Below are 22,707 nucleotides of genomic sequence, written 5' to 3'. Positions count from 1 at the left end.
TCGTGTCCTCAGCCGTCCGCATCGGAGGTGTCCGTCTCGTCCGCCTCCAGCTCCCCGAAGGCCTCCGCGGCGGCGACCGCCTCGGCCCCGTGCTGCTCGTCCGCGGCGATCTTCCCGGCCAGCTCGGAGATCAGCGGGTTCTGGAACACGGTCTTCACCGGCACCGGCACCCCCAGCAGCTCCTTGAGGAGACCGGCCAGCCGGGTACCGCTGAGCGAATCGCCGCCCAGACTGAAGAAGTTGTCTCCGGGCGCCACCCCGTCGAGGCCGAGGACGTCGGCGACCGCCGCGCACAGCACGAGCTCCAGTGCGCTGCCCGGCCCGTCCCCCGCGTCCCGTACGGCCGCCTCGTCGGCGGACTGCTGCCGTCCGGCCGAGGAGGCCAGCAGCAGCCGGTCGACCTTGCCGTTACGGGTCAGCGGGAGCTCCGGCAGCACCGTGAGCGCGGCCGGCACCATGTAGCCGGGAAGCCGCGCGGCGAGCCGCTCCAGCACCGGCCCGGCCACGTCCTCGTCGGCCACGACGAAGGCGTGCAGCCGTCGCACCCCGTGCGCGCTGGCCGGGGCCACCACCACGGCAGCCTCGACCTCGGCGTCCTGGCGCAGCACGGCCTCGATCTCGCCGAGTTCGATCCGGTGGCCCTGGATCTTCACCTGGAAGTCGTCGCGGCCGAGGATCTCGATGCTGCCGTCCGGCAGGTACCGGCCCAGGTCACCGGTCAGATAGGCGCGTTCGCCGCTCTCCGGGAGGTGCACGAAGCGGTTCGCGGTGCGCTCGGCGTCGTTCCAGTAGCCGAGCGCGAGCCCGACGTCGCTGGCCACGGCCATCTCGCCGACCACCCCGAGCGGGCGCTCGTAGGCGGCCCCGTCGACGACGTAGTAGCGCTGGTTGGTGATCGGCTTGCCGTACGGGATGCTCGTCCAGGCCGGGTCGACCTCGCCGATCGGCTGGAACAACGACCAGCAGATCGTCTCGGTCGGGCCGCCGGAACCCACCACCTGGATCCGGGGGCTCTGCGCCCGCAGCCGGTCCGGGAGCGTCAGCGGGATCCAGTCGCCGGAGAGCACGGACAGCCGCAGGGACTCCAGGGGCCGGCCGCCGCCGCGCCGCTCGCGCACCTCGGCCTCGCCGACCAGCAGTTCCATCAGGACGGGCACGGAGTTCCACAGGGTGACCTGCTCGGCCCGGACCAGATCGGCCCAGACATCGGGCTCGGCGTGCGCGAACGGCGGCGGCAGCACCACCGTCCCGCCCTGCGTCAGCACCCCGAACACGTCGTAGATCGAGGCGTCGAAGTGCAGCCCGGAGATGGCCAGCAGCCGGTCCCGCGCACCGACCTGGAAGCGCTCGGCGACGTCGCGGATCAGGTTGACCACACCGATGTGGTCGACCATCACGCCCTTGGGCTCACCGGTCGAGCCCGAAGTGAAGATCGTGTACGCGAGGTCCGCCGGGGTCTGCGCGGTGTCGGGCCGGGTGTCGGTCCCGGACTCGAAGTCCTTGTCCACCCGGTAGCGGCGGGCCGTGGGGGGCCAGCTGATCCGGGAGTCCAGCCAGGACTGGGTGAGGATCCGGTCCACCTTGGCCTCGGTGAGCAGGCGGCGCAGCCGCTCCGGCGGCACGGACGGGTCCAGCGGCAGATAGGCGGCGCCCGACGCGAGGATCCCGTACACCGCCGCGTACTGCTCCCAGCCCTTCTCCATCACCACGGCGACCAGCTCGCCCGGGGCGGCCCCGTGGTCCCGCAGCGTGTGCCCGATCCGCCAGGCGTACGAGGCCAGCTCGCCGTAGCTCAGCCGCCGCCCGGCGGCGTCCACCACGGCCTCGGCGCCGGGCGTGCGCTCCGCCTGCCGGGCGAACAGCTCGTGCAAGGTGGTGTACGGGATCTGCCCGGCGGTGTCGTTGACCTGGCGGCGCAGCGCCCGCTCGGCCGCCGGGATCAGGTCGAAGCGCCGCGCGTGCAGGGACTCCGGGTCCCGCGTGAGGCGTTCGAGCAGGTCCACGTACACGCCGAAGGCCGCGTCCACGAAGCCGGGCGCGAACGCCCCGTCCACGAAGTCCCAGATGACGCGCAGCTCACCGGCCAGCTCCCGCAGCTGCACGTCGAGCGAGACCTGCGGGGTCTGCGAGATCGAGTACACCTCCCGGCCCAGGTCCGTGACGGGCCTGCGCACCGGGTAGTCGAGCAGGCTGGTCACGACCACCGGCATGCCGGCCTGCGCCCCCACCCCGTGCAGCCGGGTCAGCTCGCGCAGCACGCGCACGCCGTTGAAGGCACCGTGCTCCGCGTCGCGGGCGAGCTGGTCGCGCAGGGCGTGCGCCCGGTCCAGGAAGGTCACGCCCGAACCGTCGGCGGCGAGCATCACCGCGTTGGTGAAGTCACCGAGTACGCCCGTGATGTCCGGGTGCACCGCAGGGCGCTGGAAGACCGGGTAGTTGAGGGTGAAGTCGGACTCCTCCGCCCAGCACCGGACCACCTCGGCGAAGGCGGCGGTGAGCAGGACCGACGGCGTCAGCCCCGCCTCGTGCGCCCGCGCCGAGAAGCGCTGCCAGTCCGCGGGGGACATGCGGTGCTCGCGCCGGTCGAAGCGCACCTCGTGAGCGCCGCCCGCGGCGCTGCCCGTGGGCAGCGACGGGGCCGGCGGGAGGGTGGGCACCCGCTCCAGCCAGTAGTCGCGGGCGGCCCGGAAGGCCTCGGTGTGCGGCAGGGCGTCGGCGCGCCAGCGGGCGTACTCGGCGAAGCCGATACCGGGCTCCGGCAGTTCGGCGTCCGGGTCCTCGTACAGGTCGACGAGCTCGGGGAAGAGCACCTGGAAGGCACTGGAGGCGTCCAGCACCTGCAGGTCGATGCCGAGGTGGACCCGGCTCGGGTTCCCCGGTCCGCCCAGCCGGATGATCCGCAGGTCGAACAGCGGCCAGCTGCCCACCGGGAACACCACATGGCTCATCTCGTCCCGCAGCTCGGCGAGCCGCTCCCGCGCGGCGTCGGCCGGCAGACCGCTCAGGTCCACGACCGGTATCGCGAAGGGCAGCGGCTCGGCCGGCACCCACTGGGTGCCGTCCGTGCGGCCGATCGCGCGGAGCATGTCGTGACGGGCGACCACCTTGCGCCAGGCGGCGGCGAACCGCTCGGCATCGAGGTCCGCGCGCTCCCACTCGAAGTAGCCGTAGCAGCCGATACCGCCGAGCTCGACTGCTTCACCTCGCCCGATCATCAGTGCCTGCTGCGTCTCGGTCATCGGGAAGGACGCGGCACTGTCCGCACGAGCGGGCAGGAGCTCGGTCATGGTCCAACTCCATTCGGTGTTACGGGCCGTTGGCCGTTGGCTGGTGCGTGCTGGGGTCGTACGGTCCGGAGCACCCTGCTGCGGGGCAGGGCGAGGCTAGGGGCGGTGGGTTAGCCGCCGGTTATGTTCCGTCCGGGCGGCCGCCCCGGGGCCGGGTGCGGTCCCCTCGCCGAGGGAGAGCGCGAAGAGGCGTACGAGCGGATGGAACAGGTAGCAGGGCTGGCCCCACTCGTCGGCGCCGCTGACCTCCAGCAGGGCCGCGTCGGCGAGCGCCTCCAGCAGCCGCTCGGCCTCGGTCTCCGGCAGGCCCAGCGACATCGCCGCGTCCGCGGCCGGGAACGGCCGCGGCCCGAGCGCGGCCAGCGCCGGGAACACCACCCGCACCTCGGGGTCCAGCGCCCGCCAGGACGGCAGCAGCGAGCTGTGCACGTCCAGATCGCCCGAGTGCAGCTCCCGCAGCCGGGTGACCGGATCCGCCAGCCGCCGGGCCAGCCGGTCCGGGGCGCAGTGCGGGCGGGCGGCGATCCGGGTCCCGACGATCCGCAGGGCCAGTGGCAGTCCGGCGCAGTGCTCGACGATCGCGGTCGCCGCACCGGGTGCCGAGGCCACCCGGGCAGGACCGGCCGCGGCCGAGAGCAGCTCCAGCGAGTCCCCGGGGGGCAGGGGCGCGAGGGCCACGGTGTGCGCCCCGGCCACGGTGGGCAGCGCGGTCCGTCCGGTGACCAGGACCGCCGGCTCCGGGGTGTTGGGCAGCAGCGGCCCCAACTGGGCCGCCCCGGAGGCGTTGTCCAGGACGATCAGCAGCTGCCTGCCCCGGGTCCGCTCCCGGTAGAGCCGGACCAGCTGGTCCTGGTCCTCGGTGGCCGGTACGTCGTCCGCCGGGCCCAGCGCGCGCAGCAGCCCGCGCAGCACCCCGGTGGGGTGCCGGGGAGTTCCGTCGGGCGCGCGCAGGTCGGCGTACAGCTGCCCGTCGGGGAAGTGCCGCTGGCAGCGGTGCGCCGCGTGGACGGCCAGGGCGGTCTTGCCGAGCCCGGCCATGCCGGTGACCAGGACCCGGCGGGGCCGCCCCGACCCCTGCGCGTCGGGGGCCAGCGCACGGCACAGCAGATCCAGTTCGGGCTCCCGGCCGGTGAAGTCGACGGTGTCGGGGGGCAGCATGGCCGGGGTGACGGCCGGCCGGGCGGACACCTCCCGGCGGGAGCCGGGCCGTACGGCGGAGGCCGGGCGCGGCCGCCGGTCCAGGGTGCCCTCCAGCAGCGCCCGGTAGGTGGCCTGGAGCTCCTCGCCGGGGTTGACGCCCAGCTCGTCGGCGAGCACCGCGCGGCCGTGGTGGTAGAGGTGGATGGCGTCCGCCTGCCGCCCCGACCGGCACAGGGCGGTCATCAGCTGGCAGCGGATGCGCTCGCGCAGCGGGAACTCGGCGACCAGGCCGGTCAGCTCCCCGGTGATCTGCTCGTGCCGGCCCAGCGCGAGGTCGGCCGCGATGCGGTGCTCCAGCGTGACGGCCCGGGCCTCGGTGAGCCGCGGGGCCTCGGCATCGGCGAGGTATTCCGTGGCGTTGGCGAAGGGCAGGCCGTTCCACCGGGCCAGGGCGCCGCGCAGCAGCTCACCGGCCTTTTCGAAGTCCTCGGCGATCAGTGCCTCGCGGCCGCTGATCGCCAGCTTCTCGAATTCGCTCAGGTCAAGGGTCGCATTACCGATGCTCATGGCATATCCGGGCGGCCGGCGATCGATCAGAACATCGTCGCCGAGAATCTTGCGCAAGCGGGAAACATAGGTGTAGAGCTGTGCGCTGACGGTGGCCGGCGGAGCCCAGCCCCACAGCAGCCGGCACAGCCGGTCGTCGGAGATCACCTCTTCACGGGCCACGAGGAGCGCCGCGAGCACGGTGTGCAGCTTCGCCCCGGAGAACGCGACCCGGCGGCCGTCCCGCCGTACCTCGACTGGCCCGAGCACTCGGAATTCCATGTACCGCCCCATCCGTGATTCATGGAGAAGAATCTCTGAACGAAGCTAGTGGAGTGCGTTGTCTCCTCGATATCGTGGCGATTTCGAGGGCGGCCAGGGTCACGAAATCGATGGAACACGGATGGAAAAGGAGGCGTCCCTACTGTTCCATTCATGCCGCAGCGAGCGGCAGTGATGCTCCACCGAGAGGGGATTCCCAGATGCGCAGCACGCGGACGGTGAAGACGGCGAGCACAGCGGCGGCCTGCCTGGTCGTTCTTGCGGGGGTGTTCGTCGGCGCGGGGGGAGCGCCGGCCGTCCTCGCGGACCCGCACACCACCGTGCAGGCGGACGGGGACATGCCCTGGGGCGTCGTCAAGCCGCTGGTCCCCCCGCACCCCGGCTCCGCCGGCAAGCACGGCGACATGCCCTGGGGCTGAGCCGCTCCCTCCCCGGCCTAGGGCGTGTCCGCAAAGTACCGCCTGCCCCGCGACGCCCGGCACCGCACCTCGCCGCGTTGTCGGGGCGCCCGAGTACGTCCAGTACACGGGCACCCCTCCGCCTTGCGATGTACGGCACCGGACGCCGCGGGGCCCGCCCTTCGGGCGGCCGGCGCTACTTTGCGGACACCCCCTAGCCCTTTCCGTCCTCCGGGCAGGTCAGCAGCAAGGTCAGTTCCGCCGCGGTGAAGGAACGATGCGGCACCTCACCGGCGCAGCCACCGCCCGGCGCGTCCCCACCGCCCGGCCCGCCCGCCGTGCCCTGGACCGCGGCGAGCAGCCGGCCCGCCTGGGCCCGCCAGGGCTGTGCGCCGACCTCGCCGAACGCGGCCCGCGCGCGCCGGAACCGCTCCGCCGCCTCCGCCGGGCGGCCGCCGAGCGCTTCCACACATCCCAGATCCGTCTCCACCCGGGCGTACAGGAAACGGTCCGCCAGCTCATCCGTGATCTCCAGGGCCTGCTGCAGCGTTCCCCCCGCCGCCGACAGCAGGCCCTGGCTCCACTGCGTCTGCCCCAGTCCCCGCAGCGCGTGCGCCTCCCCGACCCGGTCGCCCTCGCCCCGGGTCAGCCGCAGTACCGCACCGAAGGCCTCCGCGGCCTCGCCCAGATCTCCCGCACGCAGCCGGACCTCGGCCAGCCGGTACACGCTCTGCGCCTCCGCCCGTACCGATCCGGTCCGCCGGCTCAGCGCCACCGCACGCTCGGCGAGCGGCAGCGCGCCGCCCACGTTGCCCCGGTCCAGCTCGATCTGCGCCTGGAAGCCGAGCAGATGGGCCTCGTTGCCGATGTCGCCCGACGCGTGGAAACCACCGAGGGCCGCCTCGCAGTACTCCAGGGCCCGCTCCCAGTCCCCCTGGAACCGCGCGCACATGGCAAGGTTCCGCTGGGCGAGCGCCGCCCCGCCCGCGTCACCGGTGTTGCGCAGCAGCCGTAGCGCGGCCATGTTCCAGCCCTCGGCCTGCTCGTACCGCCGCTGGTAGATCGCCAGCGACCCCAGCAGCCGCAGCATCGTGGCCTCGCCCGGCTCGTCCCCGGTGCGCCGGGCCGAGGCCAGCGCCTGCTCGGCGCAGCGCTGCCAGTCCTCCAGATAGTTCTTGGTCTCGAAGTGCGGGACCGCGCTCTCGGTCAGCGTCCACGCGTACCGGGCCCGGCCCGTCTCCGCCGCGTGTGCCACCAGGTCGGCGATCGCCGTGCGCTCCGACTCGAACCAGTCCATCGGGGTGGCCAGCAGCTCGTCGGCCAGGTCCGGCAGGAAACACGGGGCCGGTTCCGGCGCCCGGCCCACCGGGAACTGCCGGCCGTCGATCCGCCGGTGCGCCTCCTCGGCCAGCCAGAGCCAGGACGCGAAGGCCCGCTCCAGCGCGGCGTCGGTCTCCCCCTCCGGCTCGTCCGACTCCGCGCGCTCGCGGGCGAACAGCCGCAGCAGGTCCTGGAAGCGGTAGCGGGCGGCCCGCCCCGGCTCGGCGTCGGCCACCTCCAGCAGCTGCGCGTCGACCAGGTGGTCGATCAGTTCCTCCGCGTGCCACACATCGGTGTCCAGTACGGCCGCCCCCGCCCAGGCGGCGAAGTCCGCCGTGCGCAGCAGTCCGAGCCTGCGGTACATCCGGGCCGTCTCCGGCGGCAGGTCCCGGTAGGTGAGCCGGAAGCCGGCGCGCACCCCGCCCTCGCCCGGGCTCAGCACGTCGAGGCGGGAGCGGTGGTCGCGCAGCCGCTCCACGAGGCTCCGTACGCTCAGATTGGGTTTGGCCGCCAGCCGCGCGCCCGCGATCCGCAGCGCGAGCGGGAGGCAGTCGCACAGGGCGCCGAGCTGTTCCACCGCCACCGGGTCGCTGCCGAACCGGTCGGCCCCGGCCAGTTTGATCAGCAGCGCCGTCGCCTCGGTCGGCTCCAGCATCCGCAGTCGCAGGCTCAGCGCCGTGTAGTCCCCGGTCAGATCGCCCAGGCTCTCCCGGCTGGTGGCCAGCACCACACTGCGTCCACCACCCGGGAGCAGGGGTCTGAGCTGGGGGAAGGAGCGTACGTTGTCCAGGACGATCAGCGTCTTGCGGGTGCTGAGCAGACTCCGGAACAGCGAGGCCCGCTCGTCGGGATCCGCCGGTATCTGGGGGGCTCCGATCCCGAGGGCGCGCAGGAACCGGTCGAGCACGGCGGCGGGGGACACCGGCGCGTGCTCCTCGTCGTACCCGCGCAGATCGGCGAAGAGCTGGCCGTCCGGGAACTGGTCGGCGACCTGGCTCGCCCAGTGCACCGCGAGTGCGGTCTTGCCCACCCCGCCCACGCCCACGATGGTCGCCAGCGCCGGGGTGTGCGGGCTGTAGGGCTCCTTCAGGAGCCGGTCCAGGGAGGTCATCTCCCGTTGCCGGCCGGTGAACGCCATGACGTCCGCGGGCAGTTGTGCCGGGATGGTGCTCAGGGCGGCCGGCGCGGGTGCCGCCGCGGCGGGGGGCCGGGTCAGTTCGGGGGAGTCGCGCAGGATCAGCTCGTGCAACTGGCGAAGCCCGGGACCGGGTTCGATGCCGAGCTGCTCGGTGAGTAACCGGCGGCCCTGCAGGAACACGTCGAGGGCCTCGGCCCGCTGCCCCGACCGGTACAGGGCCAGCATGAGGTGTTCGCGGCACTGCTCGCGCAGCGGGTGCCGGGCCACCAGTTCGGTGAGCTCCCCGGTGAGCGCGCGGTGGCGGCCCAGCTGGAGCATCAGACCGGCTCGTTCCTCCGTCAGCGCGAGCCGCATCTGCTCCAGCCTGGTGGTCTCCGCCTCCAGCCGGGAGCCGGCCGGCTCGTCGAGCGCCGAGCCCCGCCAGATGCTGAGCGCCTCCTCGAAGTGCGCGCACGCCTCCTCGGTCCGTCCGTGCCGGGCGGCGTCCCGGCCCTGCTCGGCCCGCTCCGTGAACTCCTGGACGTCGATCCGGTGCTCTCCCTTGGCCAGCAGGTAGCCGGGCGGAGAGGTGATCAGCAGGTCGGTCACCCCGGCCTGCTTGAAGGTCTTGCGGAGGGTGGCCACGCAGATGGCGATCTGATTGCGGGCCGTGGCCGGGGGTGATTCCGGCCAGACGGCGTCCACGAGGGTGTCGACCGACACGATCCGGTCGGCGTACAGCAGCAGCATCGACAGGACCGTGGCCTGGCGCCTGCCGTTGATGCGCAGCGGACCGTCATCGGTCTGGACGAGCAGCGGTCCCAGCACTCTGAAGACAAACCGATTCAAAAGGTCCCCCGGCCTTGAAACCCCGCGTCAGGCGCGAACGGTACCGCAAAGAGCGTTTCTCGGTGCAGTCAACTCTTGGGAAAGACGGGGGTGGTTTCAGGCCGGGTTGTCCGTATGGCGGTGTACACGTGCACGGGCCTCACCCGGAGCCGTCGGATCCGATCGACGACAACGCGCCGGACAGCCCCCGGAGGACCTCGGCCGTCTGCCGCACCTCGTCCTCGCCGCCGAGGCCCTCGCACAGCTGCCGCGCCAGTTCGGCCAGACAGGTGTCGATCTCCCGTTTCGCGGCCGCGCCGCGCTCGGTGGCGCTGAGCAGCTTGGCCCGCCGGTGCGCCGGATTGTCCAGGTAGACCGCGAGTCCCTGCCGCACGAGCAGGTCCGCTATGCGCTGCACGCTCTGCCGGGTGGTCCCCACCCGGCGGGCCACCTCGGAGACGGACAGCGGCCGTCCCGTCACCGTGCTCAGGATCTGCCAGCGCGCGGCACTGAGCCCCGAGGCGAGCGCGAGCCGGTCGAGGGCCGCCGTGAACCGCCCGTTCAGCCGGAAGACCGCCACCGCGGCCCGGCTGAACGCCTCGGCCTCCCCGGACTCCGCCGTACGCGTCAACGTCGGTCCCCTTCCGTACGCCCCGCGGGTCGCTGCACGATAACAGCGCGTGGTCACGTGTACGAGAGCCGGTCACGACGGTGCGACCCGGCCGGTGGGCGGGGCCCGACGGGGCGCCTCCCCGGCTCGGCGCGCGGCGCCCGCCCGGCTGAGCCGTTGGCGGTTTCCTGGCCGACATGTCCGCCCTTGGGGTGTGCCAATGGCCCAGCCTCCGCAGGCCGGGTTGAGCCACTGGGCCCCCGGATGCTTATCTGTGTCGTATCCATGTACTTACGGCGCCGCGCAGCGCCGGACGGCAACGAGGCCGGTTCCGGAGCGCGGCGCCTTCGCCGTGCCCGTCCGCCGCCCACCACCCCCGGGCGGCGCCGGACCGGCGCGCAGCACTCCAAGGGGGGCGGCACACCGCCGTGAAGAGGATGTTCGTGGCTCCGGATCCGGGGCGTATGAGACTGCGGAACTCGGCCCGCGCGGTGATCGGCGTCGCCGCCGCCGTCGCCCTCGCCGAAGTGTGCGGTCTCTCCCTGACCGCCTCCATCACCGGGGGACTGGCGGCCCTGCTCGCCCTCTTCACCGTCCTCGACGCGGACGTCCGCGCCCAGCGCCGCACCACCGCCCTGCTGCCCGTCGCCGGATTCCCCGTCCTGGCCCTCGCCACCACCCTGCACGGGGTGCCGCTCGCCCGGGACGCCGCCTTCCTCGCCGTCGTGTTCGCCGGGGTGTACGCCCGCCGCTTCGGCCCGCGCGGACACGCCCTCGGGATCTTCGGCTTCATGATGTTCTTCGTCACCCAGTTCCTGCACGCCCGGCCCGGGCAGCTGCCCGAGCTGTACGCCGCCGTCGGTCTCGCGCTCCTCGCCTCCGGGGCCGTGCGCTTCCTGCTGTGGCCCATCGAACGGCGCACCCCGCCCCCCGCGGCCCCGCCCGGCCTGCCCGGAACCGGGCTCGCGCGCCCGACCACCCGGCAGGCCTTCCAGGCCACCGCCGCCTGCGCCTTCGCGCTCGGCATCGGCCAGGCGCTCTCCGACGACCGCTGGTACTGGGCCGTCGGCACCTCCTGGTGGATCTTCGTGAACACCGCCTCCCGGGGCGAGACCCTCGTACGGGGCTTCCGCCGCGTCCTCGGCACCGTCGTCGGGATCGCCGCCGGGCTGCTCATCGCCGTACCCCTGCACGGCGCACCGGCGCCCACCGCGGCACTGGTCGCCGTATGCGTCTTCGGGATCTTCTACACGGCCGCGCCCTCGTACTCCTGGATGATGTTCTTCGTCACCGTCATGGCCGGGCTCCTCTACGGCCTCCTCGGCGTCCTGCACCCCGGACTGCTGCTCCTGCGCTTCCAGGAGACCGCCATCGGTGCGCTCGGCGCCGCCCTCGCCGTCGTGATCATCCTTCCGGTCACCACCCACGCCGCCAACGACGCGTGGATCCAGCGCGCCCTGCACTGCGTACGCGCCTGCACCGCGGCCGCCCTGGACCGCCTCGCGGGCGACCCGGACGCCGACCCCGCCCCGCACGCCGCCGAGCTGGAACTGCTGCTGGCCAGGGTCCGGATGGCGCTGGCGCCCCTCGTCCACCCGCTGAGCCCGCTGCGCGCCCGCAAGGCCCGGGCCCGGCAGGTGCTCGCCCTGCTCGACGACTGCGCCCGGGACGTGCGCGGGCTGGTCGCCGTCGCCGCCGACCCCCAGGCCTCGCACGACGCCCGGCTGGCCGCCGCCTGCTGGCGCGTGGAGGCCGCGGTGGAGGCCCTCACCGCCCCGGGCGCCGCCCCCGGACCCGTCACCGTGCCGCACCCCCGGCCCGCCGCCGCGGAACCCGCCCTCGCCCACCTCCACGGCCTGGAACACACCCTCGTGGCCCTGGCGACCCCCCTGCGCACCGACCCCCGGGCACCGCTGGTCATCAGCGCCTGAGCAGCCCCTCCGGGGTGTCCGCCAGCCCCGCCGGCAGCCGGCCGGCGGTGTGCACCACCCCGAGGGACTGGGTCGCCCGGGTCAGCGCCACGTACAGATCGCTCGGCCGGAACTCGTCCGGTTCCACCACGATCACCGTGTCGAACTCCAGCCCCTTGGCCTGGCGCGGGTCCAGCAGGACCACCTCACCGGTCAGATCCGGCTCCGCGCCCGCGCGTACCCCCGGCAGTACGGCGGCCAGGGCCGCGTGCCGCGCCCGCGGCGCGATCACCGCGAGCCGCCCCTCGGCGGGCAGCTCCCGGGCCACGGCCTCCCCGGTCGCCGCCGCCAGGTCACCGGTCGCGTGCGCCCAGGGCCGCACCCCGGTGGCCCGCACCGACCGCGGCGGCTCGAAGCCGGGATCGCGCATCCGCAGCACCGCCGCCGCCACCTCCATGATCTCGGCCGGCGTGCGGTAGTTGACCCCCAGCCGGACCAGCTCCCAGCGCTCGCCCACGTACGGCGAGAGGATCCGCTCCCACGAGCCGCAGCCCGCCTCGTCGGCCGTCTGCGCCGGATCGCCGACCAGCGTCATCGACCGGGTCGGACAGCGCCGCATCAGCAGCCGCCACGCCATCGCCGACAGCTCCTGCGCCTCGTCCACGATGACGTGCCCGAAGGCCCAGGTACGGTCGGCCGCGGCCCGTTCGGCCGTGCTGCGGTGGTCGGCCTCCTCGTGGCGCTCGGCCATCCGCTCCGCGTCGATGATGTCGTGGGCCGCGAGGTATTCGCTCTCCTCGTCCTCGAACTCGTACGACTGCGAGCCCTCGGACAGGTCCAGCACCCCCTGCGCGTAGGCGATGCGCCGCTGCCGGTCCCGCTCCTCGGCGGCCCGCCGGGCACTGTCGTCCTCACCGAGCAGCTCGGCGGCCTCGTCCAGGAGCGGCACGTCCGCCGGGGTCCAGTCGGGCCGGGCCGAGGGCGCGCGCCGGATCAGGTCGGCCTCGTGCGCGGGCAGGTGGGTGGGGTCCGCGAGGAAGTCGGAGACCAGCCGCTGGGGGGTGAGGGAGGGCCACAGCGAGTCGATCGCCGCGTGCACCGCGGCGCTCGTCGCGATCTCCTTGCCGAGCTGGGCGATGTCGTCCGGGCCGAGCAGGTTCGGACCGCCGTACGGATCGGCGCCCAGCCGGTCGGCGAGCTGCGCCGTCAGCGCGTCGATGACCGGGAAGGCGAACGAGGGACGCGCCTGGTTGTGCGGCAGCCCGGTGGCCCGGGCCCGGTCCCGCGCCTCGTAGGCCATGGTGCGGTCCAGCAGCAGCGTCCCGTACTCCTCGTGGTCGATCTCCAGCGCCGGCTCGGGGACGGTGTCGTACTCCTCGCCGGTGTCCGCCGGAACGGTCTCCGGCAGGCACTGCCGGTCGGCCACCACCCGGGCGAGGACCTCCGCCATCGCGGCCCGCCCCTTCACCGCGGCGGCCCCCGGACGGTCGGTGCCGGTGGCGTGCACGCCGGGGAAGAGCTCACCGGGGGTGGCCAGCAGGACACCCGTCTCGCCGAGGGCCGGGAGCACCCCGCCGATGTAGCCGAGGAAGGCCGGGCCCGGTCCGACGATCAGCACACCCCGCTTGGCGAGCAGCTCCCGGTGCGCGTACAGCAGGTACGCGGCGCGGTGCAGCGCGACGGCGGTCTTGCCGGTGCCGGGGCCGCCCTCGACGACCAGCACCCCGCGGTGGGTGGAGCGGATGATCCGGTCCTGCTCGGCCTGGATGGTGCGCACGATGTCGTGCATCCGGCCGGTCCGGGCGGCGTCGAGCGCGGCGAGCAGCACGGCGTCCGCGTCGGCCCCCTCGTGGCCGGTGCGCTCCGCGTCGGTCAGGTCGAGGATCTCGTCGTGCAGGGCGGTCACCACGCGCCCCCGGCTGCTGATGTGCCGGCGGCGGCGCAGCCCCATGGGGGTGTGACCGGTGGCGAGGTAGAAGGGGCGGGCCACGTCCGCGCGCCAGTCCAGGACGAGCGGAGTGCGTTCCGCGTCGTCGGCCCGGATTCCGAGCCGCCCGATGTGGTGGTCCCGGCCGTCGGAGAACTCCAGACGGCCGAAACAGAGGCCGTTCTCGCCCGCATTCAGGGCGGAAAGCAGACCGGACTGCTCGGCGACCAGGACGTCCCGCTCCAGCCGCGCCTGCAACCCGGTGCCGACATCGCGCAGCGCCCCGTCGACCGCCCGTTCCGCCTGGTCACGCAGATCATCGAGGCGCCGATAGAGGTCGGTGACGAATTGCTGCTCTTTTCGGAATTCCTCGGTTGACAATTGCACTCCTGCCGCGATACAGTGTCGTCGTAAGCTTCTTCACGGCTTCGTTTCAGGCGAACTCGTGAACCATTGAATATACGCTCTCTTCTCCCTCGGCAGCCAATTCAGCCGGGGGATTTTTTGCGTACGGTGGATCCCATGACCACCGCACACGGTTCAGCCGACGGAATCGTCTATCGCCTTGCCCGCCCCGAGGACGCGGGGGCCATCGAGGCCCTGGACAGCTCCTTCACCACCGCCACGGTCTTCGAGGTGAGCGGACCCGGCTCGGGTGGCTCCGGCCACGGCGGCTCGGGCTCCGGCTCCGACTCCGGCTTCGGCGGCTTCGGCTTCGGCTTCGTGCTCCGCGAGGTCCCCGTGGACCCGCCCGTGCGCAAGGTGTTCCCTCCGGAGGAGCACGACGAGCAGGTCTTCGGCGGCGGCTGCGACTCGGACGCCGACGCGCGGACCTTCGTCGCCCTCGACGGTGACCTGCTCTGCGGGTTCGCCGCCGTCGGCTACGCCCCGTGGAACCGGCGGCTCACCATCGAGGACATCGAGGTCTCGCCCGGCCACCGGGGCCGCGGCATCGGCCGCGCGCTGATGGAGTGCGCCGATCGGTTCGCCCGCGAACGGGGCGCGGAGCACCTGTGGTTGGAGGTCAGCTCGGTCAACGCCCCCGCGGTGCACGCCTACCGGCGGATGGGGTTCGCCTTCTGCGGACTCGACACCGCGCTGTACGGCGGCACGCCGGCGGCCGGCGAGACGGCGCTGTACATGAGCCGCCCCTGCGGCTGACCCGGCGCACGGCCCGGCCCCCGAAACGCGCCGGATCTTACACCCCCGCGCGCCCTGCCGTAGTCCGATCCACGAGAGATCACCCCAAGGAGTGCTCCCTCGCTGCTCATCACCCCACGCTGACCTGCGGCATGTACAACGGGTAGTTGTTTGCTGCACATTCATCCGGCACGTACAGGGTGGATCTGGTCGGACAGGGGGTAACGGCCCGGAATGGAAATTCTTCAACAGCGCTCCACCACCGCCCAGGTGTGGGAAGCGGCCGAGGAGTTCATCCGACTCTTCCACAGGGAGAACGCGGACGTCGGTGATCCGCGCGCCCGACTCGCCGCCGTGCGGGCCGAACTCGCCGAGACCGGCAGTTATGTGCACACCTCCGAGGAGCTGGCCCACGGTGCCCGAGTGGCCTGGCGCAACAGCAACCGCTGCATAGGCCGGCTCTACTGGAACTCGCTGCGGGTCCGTGACCGCCGCGAGATCACCGACGCCGACGGCATCGCCGCCGAGTGCTTCGACCACCTGCGCGAGGCCACCAACCGGGGCCGGGTCAGGCCCACGATCACGGTCTTCGCCCCGGACGCCCCGGCCCGGCCCGGCCCGCTGATCTGGAGCGAGCAACTGGTCAGATACGCCGGCTACGGAGACCACCCGTCGATAACCGTCGGCGACGCCCGCAACGCCCCGCTCACCGAGGCCCTGCTCCGGCTCGGCTGGTCCGGCGGCCCCGGCACCCCCTTCGACCTCCTGCCGCTGGTGGTCCAGGGCGTCGACGACAAACCCCGCTGGTTCGACACCCCCGCGGACGCCGTCCTGGAAGTGCCGATCGGCCACCCCGACGGCGACGGCTGGGCGGACTGGGGGCTGCGCTGGCACGCCGTACCCGCCATCTCCAACATGTGCCTGGAGATCGGCGGCATCCACTATCCGGCCGCGCCGTTCAACGGCTGGTACATGGGCACCGAGATCGGTGCCCGCAACCTCGCCGACACCGACCGGTACAACCTGCTGCCGGCCGTCGCGCGCCGGCTGGGCCTCGACACCTCCAGCGACCGGTCCCTCTGGAAGGACCGCGCCCTCGTCGAACTGAACCGGGCCGTCCTGCACTCCTTCGACCGTGCCGGCGTCACCATCGCCGACCACCACACCGAGTCCCGGCGCTTCCTGTCCCACCTGGAGCGGGAGGAGCGCAAGGGGCGCGAGGTGGGCGCGGACTGGTCCTGGATCGTGCCGCCGATCTCCGGCTCCGCGACCCCGGTCTTCCACCGCACCTACGAGGACCGCAGCAGCAGTACGGCCTACGTCCATCACCCGGGCGCGCAGGAGCGGGCCCAGGGACGGGATTTGGTCTAGACCTTCTGTTACGGTCGGCTCCGGACGGATCCGGCAGCGGTGAGAGGGGCACGACGTGGGCGGCGGGGACAGCAGGGACCGGAACGGCGAATCCCGGGCCTACATCGGCTCGTTCACCTCGGCGGGCGGCCGGGGGATCACCGCCGCGGCCGTCGACCCGAAGACCGGGGCGCTGACCCCGATCGCGGTCGCCGCCGCCGAGGACCCCTCGTACCTCGCGCTCTCCCGCTCCACCGGCGTGCTCTACGCGGTGAACGAGACCGAGCGGGGCGCCGTCGCCGCCTTCCGGCCCACCGCGACGGGCCTCGACCCCCTCGGCGCACCCGTGCGCGTCGGAGGCTCCGGTCCCACCCACCTCAGCCTGGCCGGACGCGGACTGCTCACCGCCAACTACACCTCCGGCAGCGTCAGCAGCCTCCCGCTCGCCGCCGACGGCCGCCCGGGCGGGCCCTCCCACGTCCTGCCGCACCGGGGTTCCGGCCCCGACACCTCCCGGCAGGACGGCCCGCACGCCCATCAGGTGCTGCCCGACCCGACCGGCCGCTGGGTGCTCAGCGTGGACCTCGGCACCGACTCGGTACGGGTCTGCGCACTCGACCCGGCCACAGGGGTGCTGCGGGTGCATTCCGAGACCGCGCTGCGCGCCGGCACCGGTCCCCGCCACCTCGCCTTCCATCCGGAGGGGGCCGTGGCCTACGTACTGCACGAGCTGGAGCCGCAGGTGACCGTCTGCCGCTGGAACGGGACGTCCGGGCGACTGGAACCGGTCGGCGAGGTTCTGGTGGCCTCCGGGGGCGCCTCAGGCGCCGTACGGGCCTACCCCTCGGCCGTCGTCGCCTCGCCCGACGGCCGCTTCGTCTGGGCCGCCGTCCGGGGGGCCGACACGCTCGTGACCCTCTCCCTCGCCGACGGGCCCGGGAAGCCGCGGCTCACCGGCGCCGTGGACTGCGGTGGCGCGTGGCCGCGCGATCTTGCCGTCGCCCCCTCCGGGAACCGGCTCTACGCGGCCAACGAGCGTTCGGGGGACGTCACCTGGTTCGAGGTGGACCCGCTGACCGGGCAGCCGCACCGGGCCGGCTCGCTCGCCGTCCCCGCGGCCACCTGCGTGGTGCTCGGCTGAGGCGGGCGCGCGGCGCGTGCCGCGGGGCATGCGGAAGGGCCCCCGGCGAGCCACGGTCTCCCGTGGCCGCCGGGGGCCCTTCCCGTCGTACGGCCGGGTCAGTGTGCGGCGGCGTCCTGGGCGATCCCGAGCGCCGCGGCGTACTGCGCGACGGCCAGCTTGCCGAGCGCGCCGTAGGCGCCGAGCACCTCGGCGGTGGCGCAGTCCGCCTCCTTGCAGGCGGTGTCGAGGAGCCCGTCGGCGGCCTCCGGGCCGATCAGGTACGGGGCGAGCGCGAGCAGCGTGGAACCCTCGCGGCGCAGCTGCTCGGCGACCGCGGCCACCGAACCCTCCTGGTCGAGCGCGGCGGCCTTGACCGGCACCGCGAGCCGGGCGGCCAGCAGCATGCCGGTGATCCCGGCGGCCTGCACGGCCTCCTCGCCGCCGGTGGTCGCCAGGACGATGCCGTCGGCGGCGGTGGTCACGGTGAAGAGCCGGGCGCGGTCGGCGCGGGCCAGGCCCGCCTCGGACAGGCGCACGTGCAGGCCCTCGGCGAGCAGCGGGTGCGGGCCGAGCGCGTCGGCCAGCTCGGCCGCCGCCGAGGAGTCCATCAGTGCCTGGCGCATCCGGCGCAGCAGGTCGCTGTCCGGGCCGGCCAGCAGCGGTACGACCACGGCGTCCGGGCCGGTCGGCGCGGGAACCTCGTGGCCAGCCGCGCGGGCGAACTCCGCGCGCGCGACGCGCTCCGTCGCGACGGCGGTCAGCACGCCGGACAGGGACGGGAACTCGGTGTCGTCGTCACCTTCGAGGAAGCCGATCCGGGCGTCGAGGCCCGGCAGCTCGGAGCGGCCGATGCTGATGATCTCTTCCGCGAGCCCTCGCGAGGCGGCCGAGGGGGCACCGGGCACGGCGAGCACCAGCGCGGGCGCGCCCTCGGGCGCCACCGCGGGCTCGGGCCGGCGGTGCCGTCCGGTCTGGCGGGGTCGCGGCATTCGTACGGGCAGGCCATTTGCGGGCCCAGTGGGGGAGCTCATGGCGCCGCATGCTACTGGCTTATCGGAACAAGGTGTTCGGGCAGGGCCTTCCAGTGGGGCATCTGTCCGTATTTATCCGGTGAATATCAGATACGTTCAACTGACTCACGGCAAGCGCCAGTCCACAGGCTGTGAACCCTGGCCCACCAGCAGGTCGTTCGTCCGGCTGAACGGCCGGGAGCCGAAGAAGCCGTAGTCGGCCGACTTCGGGGAGGGGTGCGAGGACTCCACGACGGGCAGGTCGCCGAGCAGCGGCCGCAGGTTGCGGGCCGCCCGGCCCCAGAGGATGGAGACCAGCGGCTTCCCGCGCGCGGCCAGCGCCCGGATGGCCTGGTCGGTGACGGCCTCCCAGCCCTTGCCCTGGTGCGCGTTGGAGCGCCGGGGCGCGGTCGTGAGCGACCTGTTGAGCAGCAGGACGCCCTGCCGGGTCCACGGGGTCAGGTCGCCGTTCGCCGGGCGGCCGGTGCCGATGTCCCGGTGCATCTCCAGGAAGATGTTGTCGAGGCTCGGCGGTACCGGCCGTACGTCAGGGGCGACCGAGAAGGACAGGCCCACGGCATGTCCCGGCGTGGGATAGGGATCCTGCCCGACGATCAGCACCTTGACCTCGTCGAAGGGCTGTTGGAAGGCGCGCAGCACATTGGCCCCGGCCGGTACGTACGTCCTCCCCGCCGCGATCTCGGCCCGCAGGAAGTCGCCCATGGCGGCGATCTGCCCCGCCACCGGCTCCAGAGCGCGGGCCCAGCCCGGCTCGACGATTTCGTTCAAAGGTCGTGCTGCCACGGTGGATCACTCTACTGGCCCAACGTGGCCGCCCGGACACACAGGACGTCGGGAAGGTGCCCGGCGAGGAGTTCCCAGCTCTCGCCGTCGTCGTGGCTGGCGTACAGCTCCCCGTTGCGGTTGCCGAAGTAGATGCCCGCCGGGTCCGCGTCGTCCGTGCACAGGGCGTCCCGGAGCACCGTGCCGTAGTGGTCCCCGGCCGGGAGTCCGCGCTCCAGCGGCTCCCACGTGGCGCCCGCGTCCCGGGTGCGGAAGACCCGGCACCGGTGCTCGGCCGGGACCCGGTCGGAGTCGGCGTTGAGCGGGAAGACGTAGGCGGTGTCCGGCCGGTGGGGATGGGCCGCGACGGCGAAGCCGAAGTCGGAGGGCAGTCCGCCGCCGATGTCGGTCCACCGGCCGCCCGCGTCGTCGCTGCGGTAGACGCCCCAGTGGTTCTGCAGGTACAGCCGGTCCGTGTCCCCTGCGTCCTGGGCGATCTTGTGCACGCACTGGCCGAACTCCGGGTCCGGGTCCGGCAGGAACACCGCCGAGACCCCGTGGTTGGACGGCGCCCAGCTGGCCCCGCCGTCCCGGGTCCGGAACACCCCGGCGGTGGACACGGCCACGGTCACGGCGTCCGGATCCCGCGGGTCGGTGATCACCGTGTGCAGGCCCTCGCCGCCGCCGCCCGGTACCCACTTGCCGCGGCTCGGGTGTTCCCAGAGCGGGCGGACCAGCTCGAAGGAGTCGCCCCGGTCGGTCGAGCGGAACAGCGCGGCCGGTTCCGTGCCCGCATACACCACGCCCGGGGCCTCGGGGCCGGCCGGCTGCAGCTGCCAGACCCGCTCCAGGGAGGCGCCGGTGTCCTTCGGGAACTTCACCGCGGGCGCGGAGGGCTCCCGCCAGGTCGCTCCGAGGTCGTCGGAGCTGAAGACGGACGGCCCCCAGTGCGCGCTGTCCCCGCCGACCAGCAGCCGGGGCGCCGGACCCCGCCGGTCGACGGCGACCGCGTAGACCGCCTGGGCGTTGAAATGGGGCCCGTCGAACTCCCAGGGCCCATCGCCCCGGCGACGGCCGATGAAGAGTCCCTTGCGGGTTCCCACGAGCAGCACTGCGTCGGCCATGGCCGGGCACCTCCGGACCTCGTCGCCCTCGGCGGGCGTTCCTTGCGGAGTATCTTTTCGGCCAGTCTGCACCTGCCCGGCGACAGTCACCCGGCGGACGGCGCGGAGCTGCTGATGGACAGATCAATACCGATCGTTTACCGCCTGGAAATGGTTGCTGCTTGCATGCGGGTGTCCGCACTGGGTTGACTTCAGGTCACTACCGCCGCACGCGAGAGGACATATGTGGCCACCGAGCACCTGTCCCCGCTCGACCTCGCCTTCTGGCGGATCGAATCCGCCGACCACCCCATGCACCTGGGTGCCCTCGCGGTCTTCCGGGCCGCCGGACCCGGTGCCGCGGAGCGGGCCGCACGCCTGCTCACCGCCCGCTGCGCGGCCGTGCCGCGCCTGCGCCGCCGGATCCGCGACGTGCTGCTGCCGGTCGGCGCGGCCGCCTGGTCGCCGGACCCCGGCTTCGATCCCGCCCGGCACGTGTTCCTCGTCCGCACTGACGAGAGGGTCCCGCACGCCGCGGCCGGACCGCTGATGGCCCGGCCGCTGGACCGGGCCCTGCCGCCGTGGGAGGCGCACGTGCTGGCCGGACCCGATCCGGACTCCTTCGCGGTGCTCTTCAAGTTCCACCACGCCCTCGCCGACGGCCTGGGCGCGCTCGCCCTCGCGGCCACCCTGTTCGACGAGGCGACGGCCCCGCGGCCGCCCGCGCGCCCGGTCCCCGAGCAGCGGGGCGGCTCGGTCCTGCGCCGGCTCCCCGGGGTGCTGGCGGCCCGGGTCCAGGACGTCGGCCAGGCCCTGGAGATCGGCGCCGCCGTGGCGCGCGCCGGACTGCCGCTCGGAGTGCCGTCCGCCCTCACCGCGGACTCGGCGGGCTCCGGCGCCCGCGCGGTCGCCGGCCTCGCCCTCGACCTGGACGAGGTGAACCTCGTCCGCAAGGGAGCCGGCGGCACCGTCAACGACGTGCTGATCGCCCTGGTCGCGGGGGCGCTGCGACGCTGGCTCGCGGAGCGGGGCGACCCCGAACCGTGGGGCGCCGGTCCGCGCGCGCTGATCCCGGTGTCCCGCCGCCGCGGTCCCGGTGGCTCGGGAGGTGCGGGGAACCGGCTCTCCGGCTATCTGCTCCGGCTGCCGCTCGCCGAATCCGATCCGCTGCGCCGGCTGGACAGCGTGCGCGCCGCGATGGACCGCAACAAGGACGCCGGACCCGCCCGCGGCGCGGGGGCCGTGGCCCTGCTCGCCGATCACGTCCACCCCCTCGGCCACCGGCTCGGCGGCCCGCTCGTGGCCCAGGCCGCCCGGCTGCTGTTCGACATCCTGGTCACCAGCGTGCCGCTGCCGGGCTTCACCTTCACCCTCGGCGGCAGCCCGGTCCGCGAGGTGTACCCGCTCGCGCCGCTGGCCCGGGGGCAGTCACTGGCCGTCGCGGTCTCCACGTACAAGGGGACGGTCCACTACGGACTGGTCGCCGACGCGGCGGCCGTGCCGGATCTGGCGGCCCTCGCCGCGGCGCTGCGCACGGAACTCGACGAGCTTGTACGAGAGGTCTCGTAGTACGAGGAAATTCGTAGTACGGTGTCTCTCGTACTTAGTCGCCCCGGCATGCCCGGTCGTATCTGGAGAGCCCGATGAGTGCTGCACCCGCCGCCTTCGCCGCCCTGTTCGCGCCCTACACGCTCCGCTCCGTCACCATCCCGAACCGGGTGTGGATGGCCCCGATGTGCCAGTACAGCGCCGAGGCCTTCGGCCCGAACGCGGGCGTGGCCGGCGACTGGCACTTCGCGCACTACGCCGCCCGCGCCACCGGCGGCACCGGGCTGATCGTCCAGGAGGCCACCGCCGTCTCCCCGGAAGGCCGGATCTCCCCCTACGACCTCGGCATCTGGAACGACACCCAGGTGGAGGCGCTGCGCCGGATCACCGCCTTCGTCAAGGCCCAGGGCGCCGTCCCCGGCATCCAGATCGCGCACGCCGGCCGCAAGGCCTCCACCGACCGCACCTGGAAGGGCGGGCGGCCGGTCGGGCCCGAGGCACACGGCTGGCAGCCGCTCGCGCCGAGCGCGCTGCCGTTCTCCGAGGACCACCCGGTGCCGCACGAGCTGACGGTCGAGGAGATCCGGGGGATCACCGGCCAGTTCGCGGCCGCCGCGGAGCGCTCGCTGGCCGCGGGCTACGAGGTCGTGGAGATCCACGGCGCCCACGGCTACCTCATCGGCGAGTTCCTCTCCCCGTTCAGCAACCGGCGCACCGACGAGTACGGCGGCTCCTTCGAGAACCGCACCCGCTTCGCCCTCGAAGTCGTGGACGCCGTACGGGCGGTGTGGCCCGAGGAGCTCCCGCTGTTCTTCCGGATCTCCGCCACCGACTGGCTGGAGCAGGAGGGCTGGACCGCCGAGGAGACCGTCCGGCTGGCGGACCTCCTGCTGGCGCACGGGGTGGACCTGCTCGACGTCTCCACCGGCGGCCTCGCGCCGCACGCGCGGATCCCCGTCGGCCCGGGCTTCCAGGTCCCGTTCGCGGCGCAGGTCAAGGCCGGGACCGCCCTCCCGGTGGCCGCCGTCGGCCTGATCACCGAACCGGAGCAGGCCGAGAAGATCCTGGCCAACGGGGAGGCCGACGCCGTTCTGCTGGGCCGGGAACTGCTCCGCGACCCGTACTGGGCCCGCCGCGCCGCCAAGGAACTGGGCGGGGAGGTCCGTACGCCCGAGCAGTACCACCGTTCCTGGTGACGCGGCCACGGCTCCGGGGCGGGCCCGCCCCGGAGCCGTACCGCCGGTCTCCACGACCCGCCCGCCTCCTTCGACGACTCTCGTACGAT

The 22,707-nt window shown here is 73.7% G+C and carries 15 protein-coding genes; 7 read left to right on the top strand and 8 right to left on the bottom strand.

The features are described 5' to 3' along the window. Positions 1-8: 8 nt before the first annotated feature. Together DEJ51_RS03035 and DEJ51_RS03030 are read right to left on the bottom strand one after the other, a co-directional pair. Positions 9-3,287 (bottom strand): non-ribosomal peptide synthetase, encoded by a 3,279-nt coding sequence (locus DEJ51_RS03035; RefSeq protein WP_150256031.1) that lies wholly within the window; start codon positions 3,285-3,287, stop codon positions 9-11. Between the two features lie 96 nt (positions 3,288-3,383). Further along, on the bottom strand, positions 3,384-5,243 hold the full coding sequence (locus DEJ51_RS03030; protein WP_223835638.1) for an AfsR/SARP family transcriptional regulator: 1,860 nt from the start codon (positions 5,241-5,243) through the stop codon (positions 3,384-3,386). 212 nt (positions 5,244-5,455) lie between these two features. Here DEJ51_RS03030 and DEJ51_RS03025 point away from each other — a divergent pair, with 212 nt between their 5' ends. After that, positions 5,456-5,674, top strand: coding sequence for a hypothetical protein (locus DEJ51_RS03025; RefSeq protein ID WP_150256028.1), 219 nt, complete (start codon positions 5,456-5,458; stop codon positions 5,672-5,674). 193 nt (positions 5,675-5,867) lie between these two features. On the opposite strand, the gene DEJ51_RS03020 is transcribed toward DEJ51_RS03025, so the two are convergent. Both DEJ51_RS03020 and DEJ51_RS03015 read right to left on the bottom strand, forming a co-directional pair. Then, positions 5,868-8,918: an AfsR/SARP family transcriptional regulator gene (locus DEJ51_RS03020; protein WP_223835637.1), complete on the bottom strand. Its 3,051-nt coding sequence runs from the start codon at positions 8,916-8,918 to the stop codon at positions 5,868-5,870. A gap of 160 nt (positions 8,919-9,078) precedes the next feature. Beyond that, positions 9,079-9,549, bottom strand: coding sequence for a MarR family winged helix-turn-helix transcriptional regulator (locus DEJ51_RS03015; RefSeq protein ID WP_150256024.1), 471 nt, complete (start codon positions 9,547-9,549; stop codon positions 9,079-9,081). Positions 9,550-9,965: 416 nt separating this feature from the next. Here DEJ51_RS03015 and DEJ51_RS03010 point away from each other — a divergent pair, with 416 nt between their 5' ends. Next, a complete protein-coding gene (locus tag DEJ51_RS03010) occupies positions 9,966-11,459 on the top strand; it encodes an FUSC family protein (RefSeq protein WP_150261661.1) in 1,494 nt (497 codons plus the stop codon). On the opposite strand, the gene DEJ51_RS03005 is transcribed toward DEJ51_RS03010, so the two are convergent. After that, on the bottom strand, positions 11,449-13,746 hold the full coding sequence (locus DEJ51_RS03005) for a HelD family protein (RefSeq protein WP_150256023.1): 2,298 nt from the start codon (positions 13,744-13,746) through the stop codon (positions 11,449-11,451). The two genes, DEJ51_RS03010 and DEJ51_RS03005, sit on opposite strands and share 11 nt — an antisense overlap. A 141-nt stretch (positions 13,747-13,887) precedes the next feature. Here DEJ51_RS03005 and DEJ51_RS03000 point away from each other — a divergent pair, with 141 nt between their 5' ends. The 3 genes from DEJ51_RS03000 (at position 13,888) to DEJ51_RS02990 (ending at position 16,996) form a co-directional block, all read left to right on the top strand. After that, complete coding sequence (locus DEJ51_RS03000) at positions 13,888-14,526, top strand: GNAT family N-acetyltransferase (RefSeq protein WP_150256021.1); 639 nt, start codon at positions 13,888-13,890, stop codon at positions 14,524-14,526. A gap of 213 nt (positions 14,527-14,739) precedes the next feature. After that, positions 14,740-15,876 (top strand): nitric oxide synthase oxygenase, encoded by a 1,137-nt coding sequence (locus DEJ51_RS02995; protein WP_150256019.1) that lies wholly within the window; start codon positions 14,740-14,742, stop codon positions 15,874-15,876. Positions 15,877-15,931: 55 nt separating this feature from the next. Further along, entirely contained in the window at positions 15,932-16,996 is a 1,065-nt protein-coding gene (locus DEJ51_RS02990; RefSeq protein ID WP_150256017.1) for a lactonase family protein, read from the top strand. A gap of 98 nt (positions 16,997-17,094) precedes the next feature. On the opposite strand, the gene DEJ51_RS02985 is transcribed toward DEJ51_RS02990, so the two are convergent. The 3 genes from DEJ51_RS02985 to DEJ51_RS02975 all read right to left on the bottom strand — a co-directional run bounded on the left by DEJ51_RS02985 (position 17,095) and on the right by DEJ51_RS02975 (position 19,895). Beyond that, positions 17,095-18,009 (bottom strand): sirohydrochlorin chelatase, encoded by a 915-nt coding sequence (locus DEJ51_RS02985; protein WP_150256016.1) that lies wholly within the window; start codon positions 18,007-18,009, stop codon positions 17,095-17,097. Positions 18,010-18,114: 105 nt separating this feature from the next. After that, the gene (locus DEJ51_RS02980; RefSeq protein WP_150256014.1) at positions 18,115-18,792 is read right to left on the bottom strand and encodes a uracil-DNA glycosylase; all 678 of its coding nucleotides are present in this window, start codon (positions 18,790-18,792) and stop codon (positions 18,115-18,117) included. A gap of 11 nt (positions 18,793-18,803) precedes the next feature. Further along, positions 18,804-19,895: a WD40/YVTN/BNR-like repeat-containing protein gene (locus tag DEJ51_RS02975; RefSeq protein ID WP_150256012.1), complete on the bottom strand. Its 1,092-nt coding sequence runs from the start codon at positions 19,893-19,895 to the stop codon at positions 18,804-18,806. 225 nt (positions 19,896-20,120) lie between these two features. On the opposite strand from DEJ51_RS02975, the gene DEJ51_RS02970 reads away from it, so the two are divergent. Next, positions 20,121-21,443, top strand: a complete 1,323-nt coding sequence (locus DEJ51_RS02970; RefSeq protein ID WP_150256010.1) for a wax ester/triacylglycerol synthase family O-acyltransferase — start codon at positions 20,121-20,123, stop codon at positions 21,441-21,443. Between the two features lie 74 nt (positions 21,444-21,517). Beyond that, the gene (locus DEJ51_RS02965; RefSeq protein ID WP_150256008.1) at positions 21,518-22,618 is read left to right on the top strand and encodes an NADH:flavin oxidoreductase/NADH oxidase; all 1,101 of its coding nucleotides are present in this window, start codon (positions 21,518-21,520) and stop codon (positions 22,616-22,618) included. The last annotated feature ends 89 nt before the right edge of the window (positions 22,619-22,707 follow it).

The organism is Streptomyces venezuelae (assembly GCF_008642275.1).
Lineage (GTDB): Bacteria > Actinomycetota > Actinomycetes > Streptomycetales > Streptomycetaceae > Streptomyces > Streptomyces venezuelae_E.
This window is presented reverse-complemented; position numbering and strand designations above follow the sequence as displayed.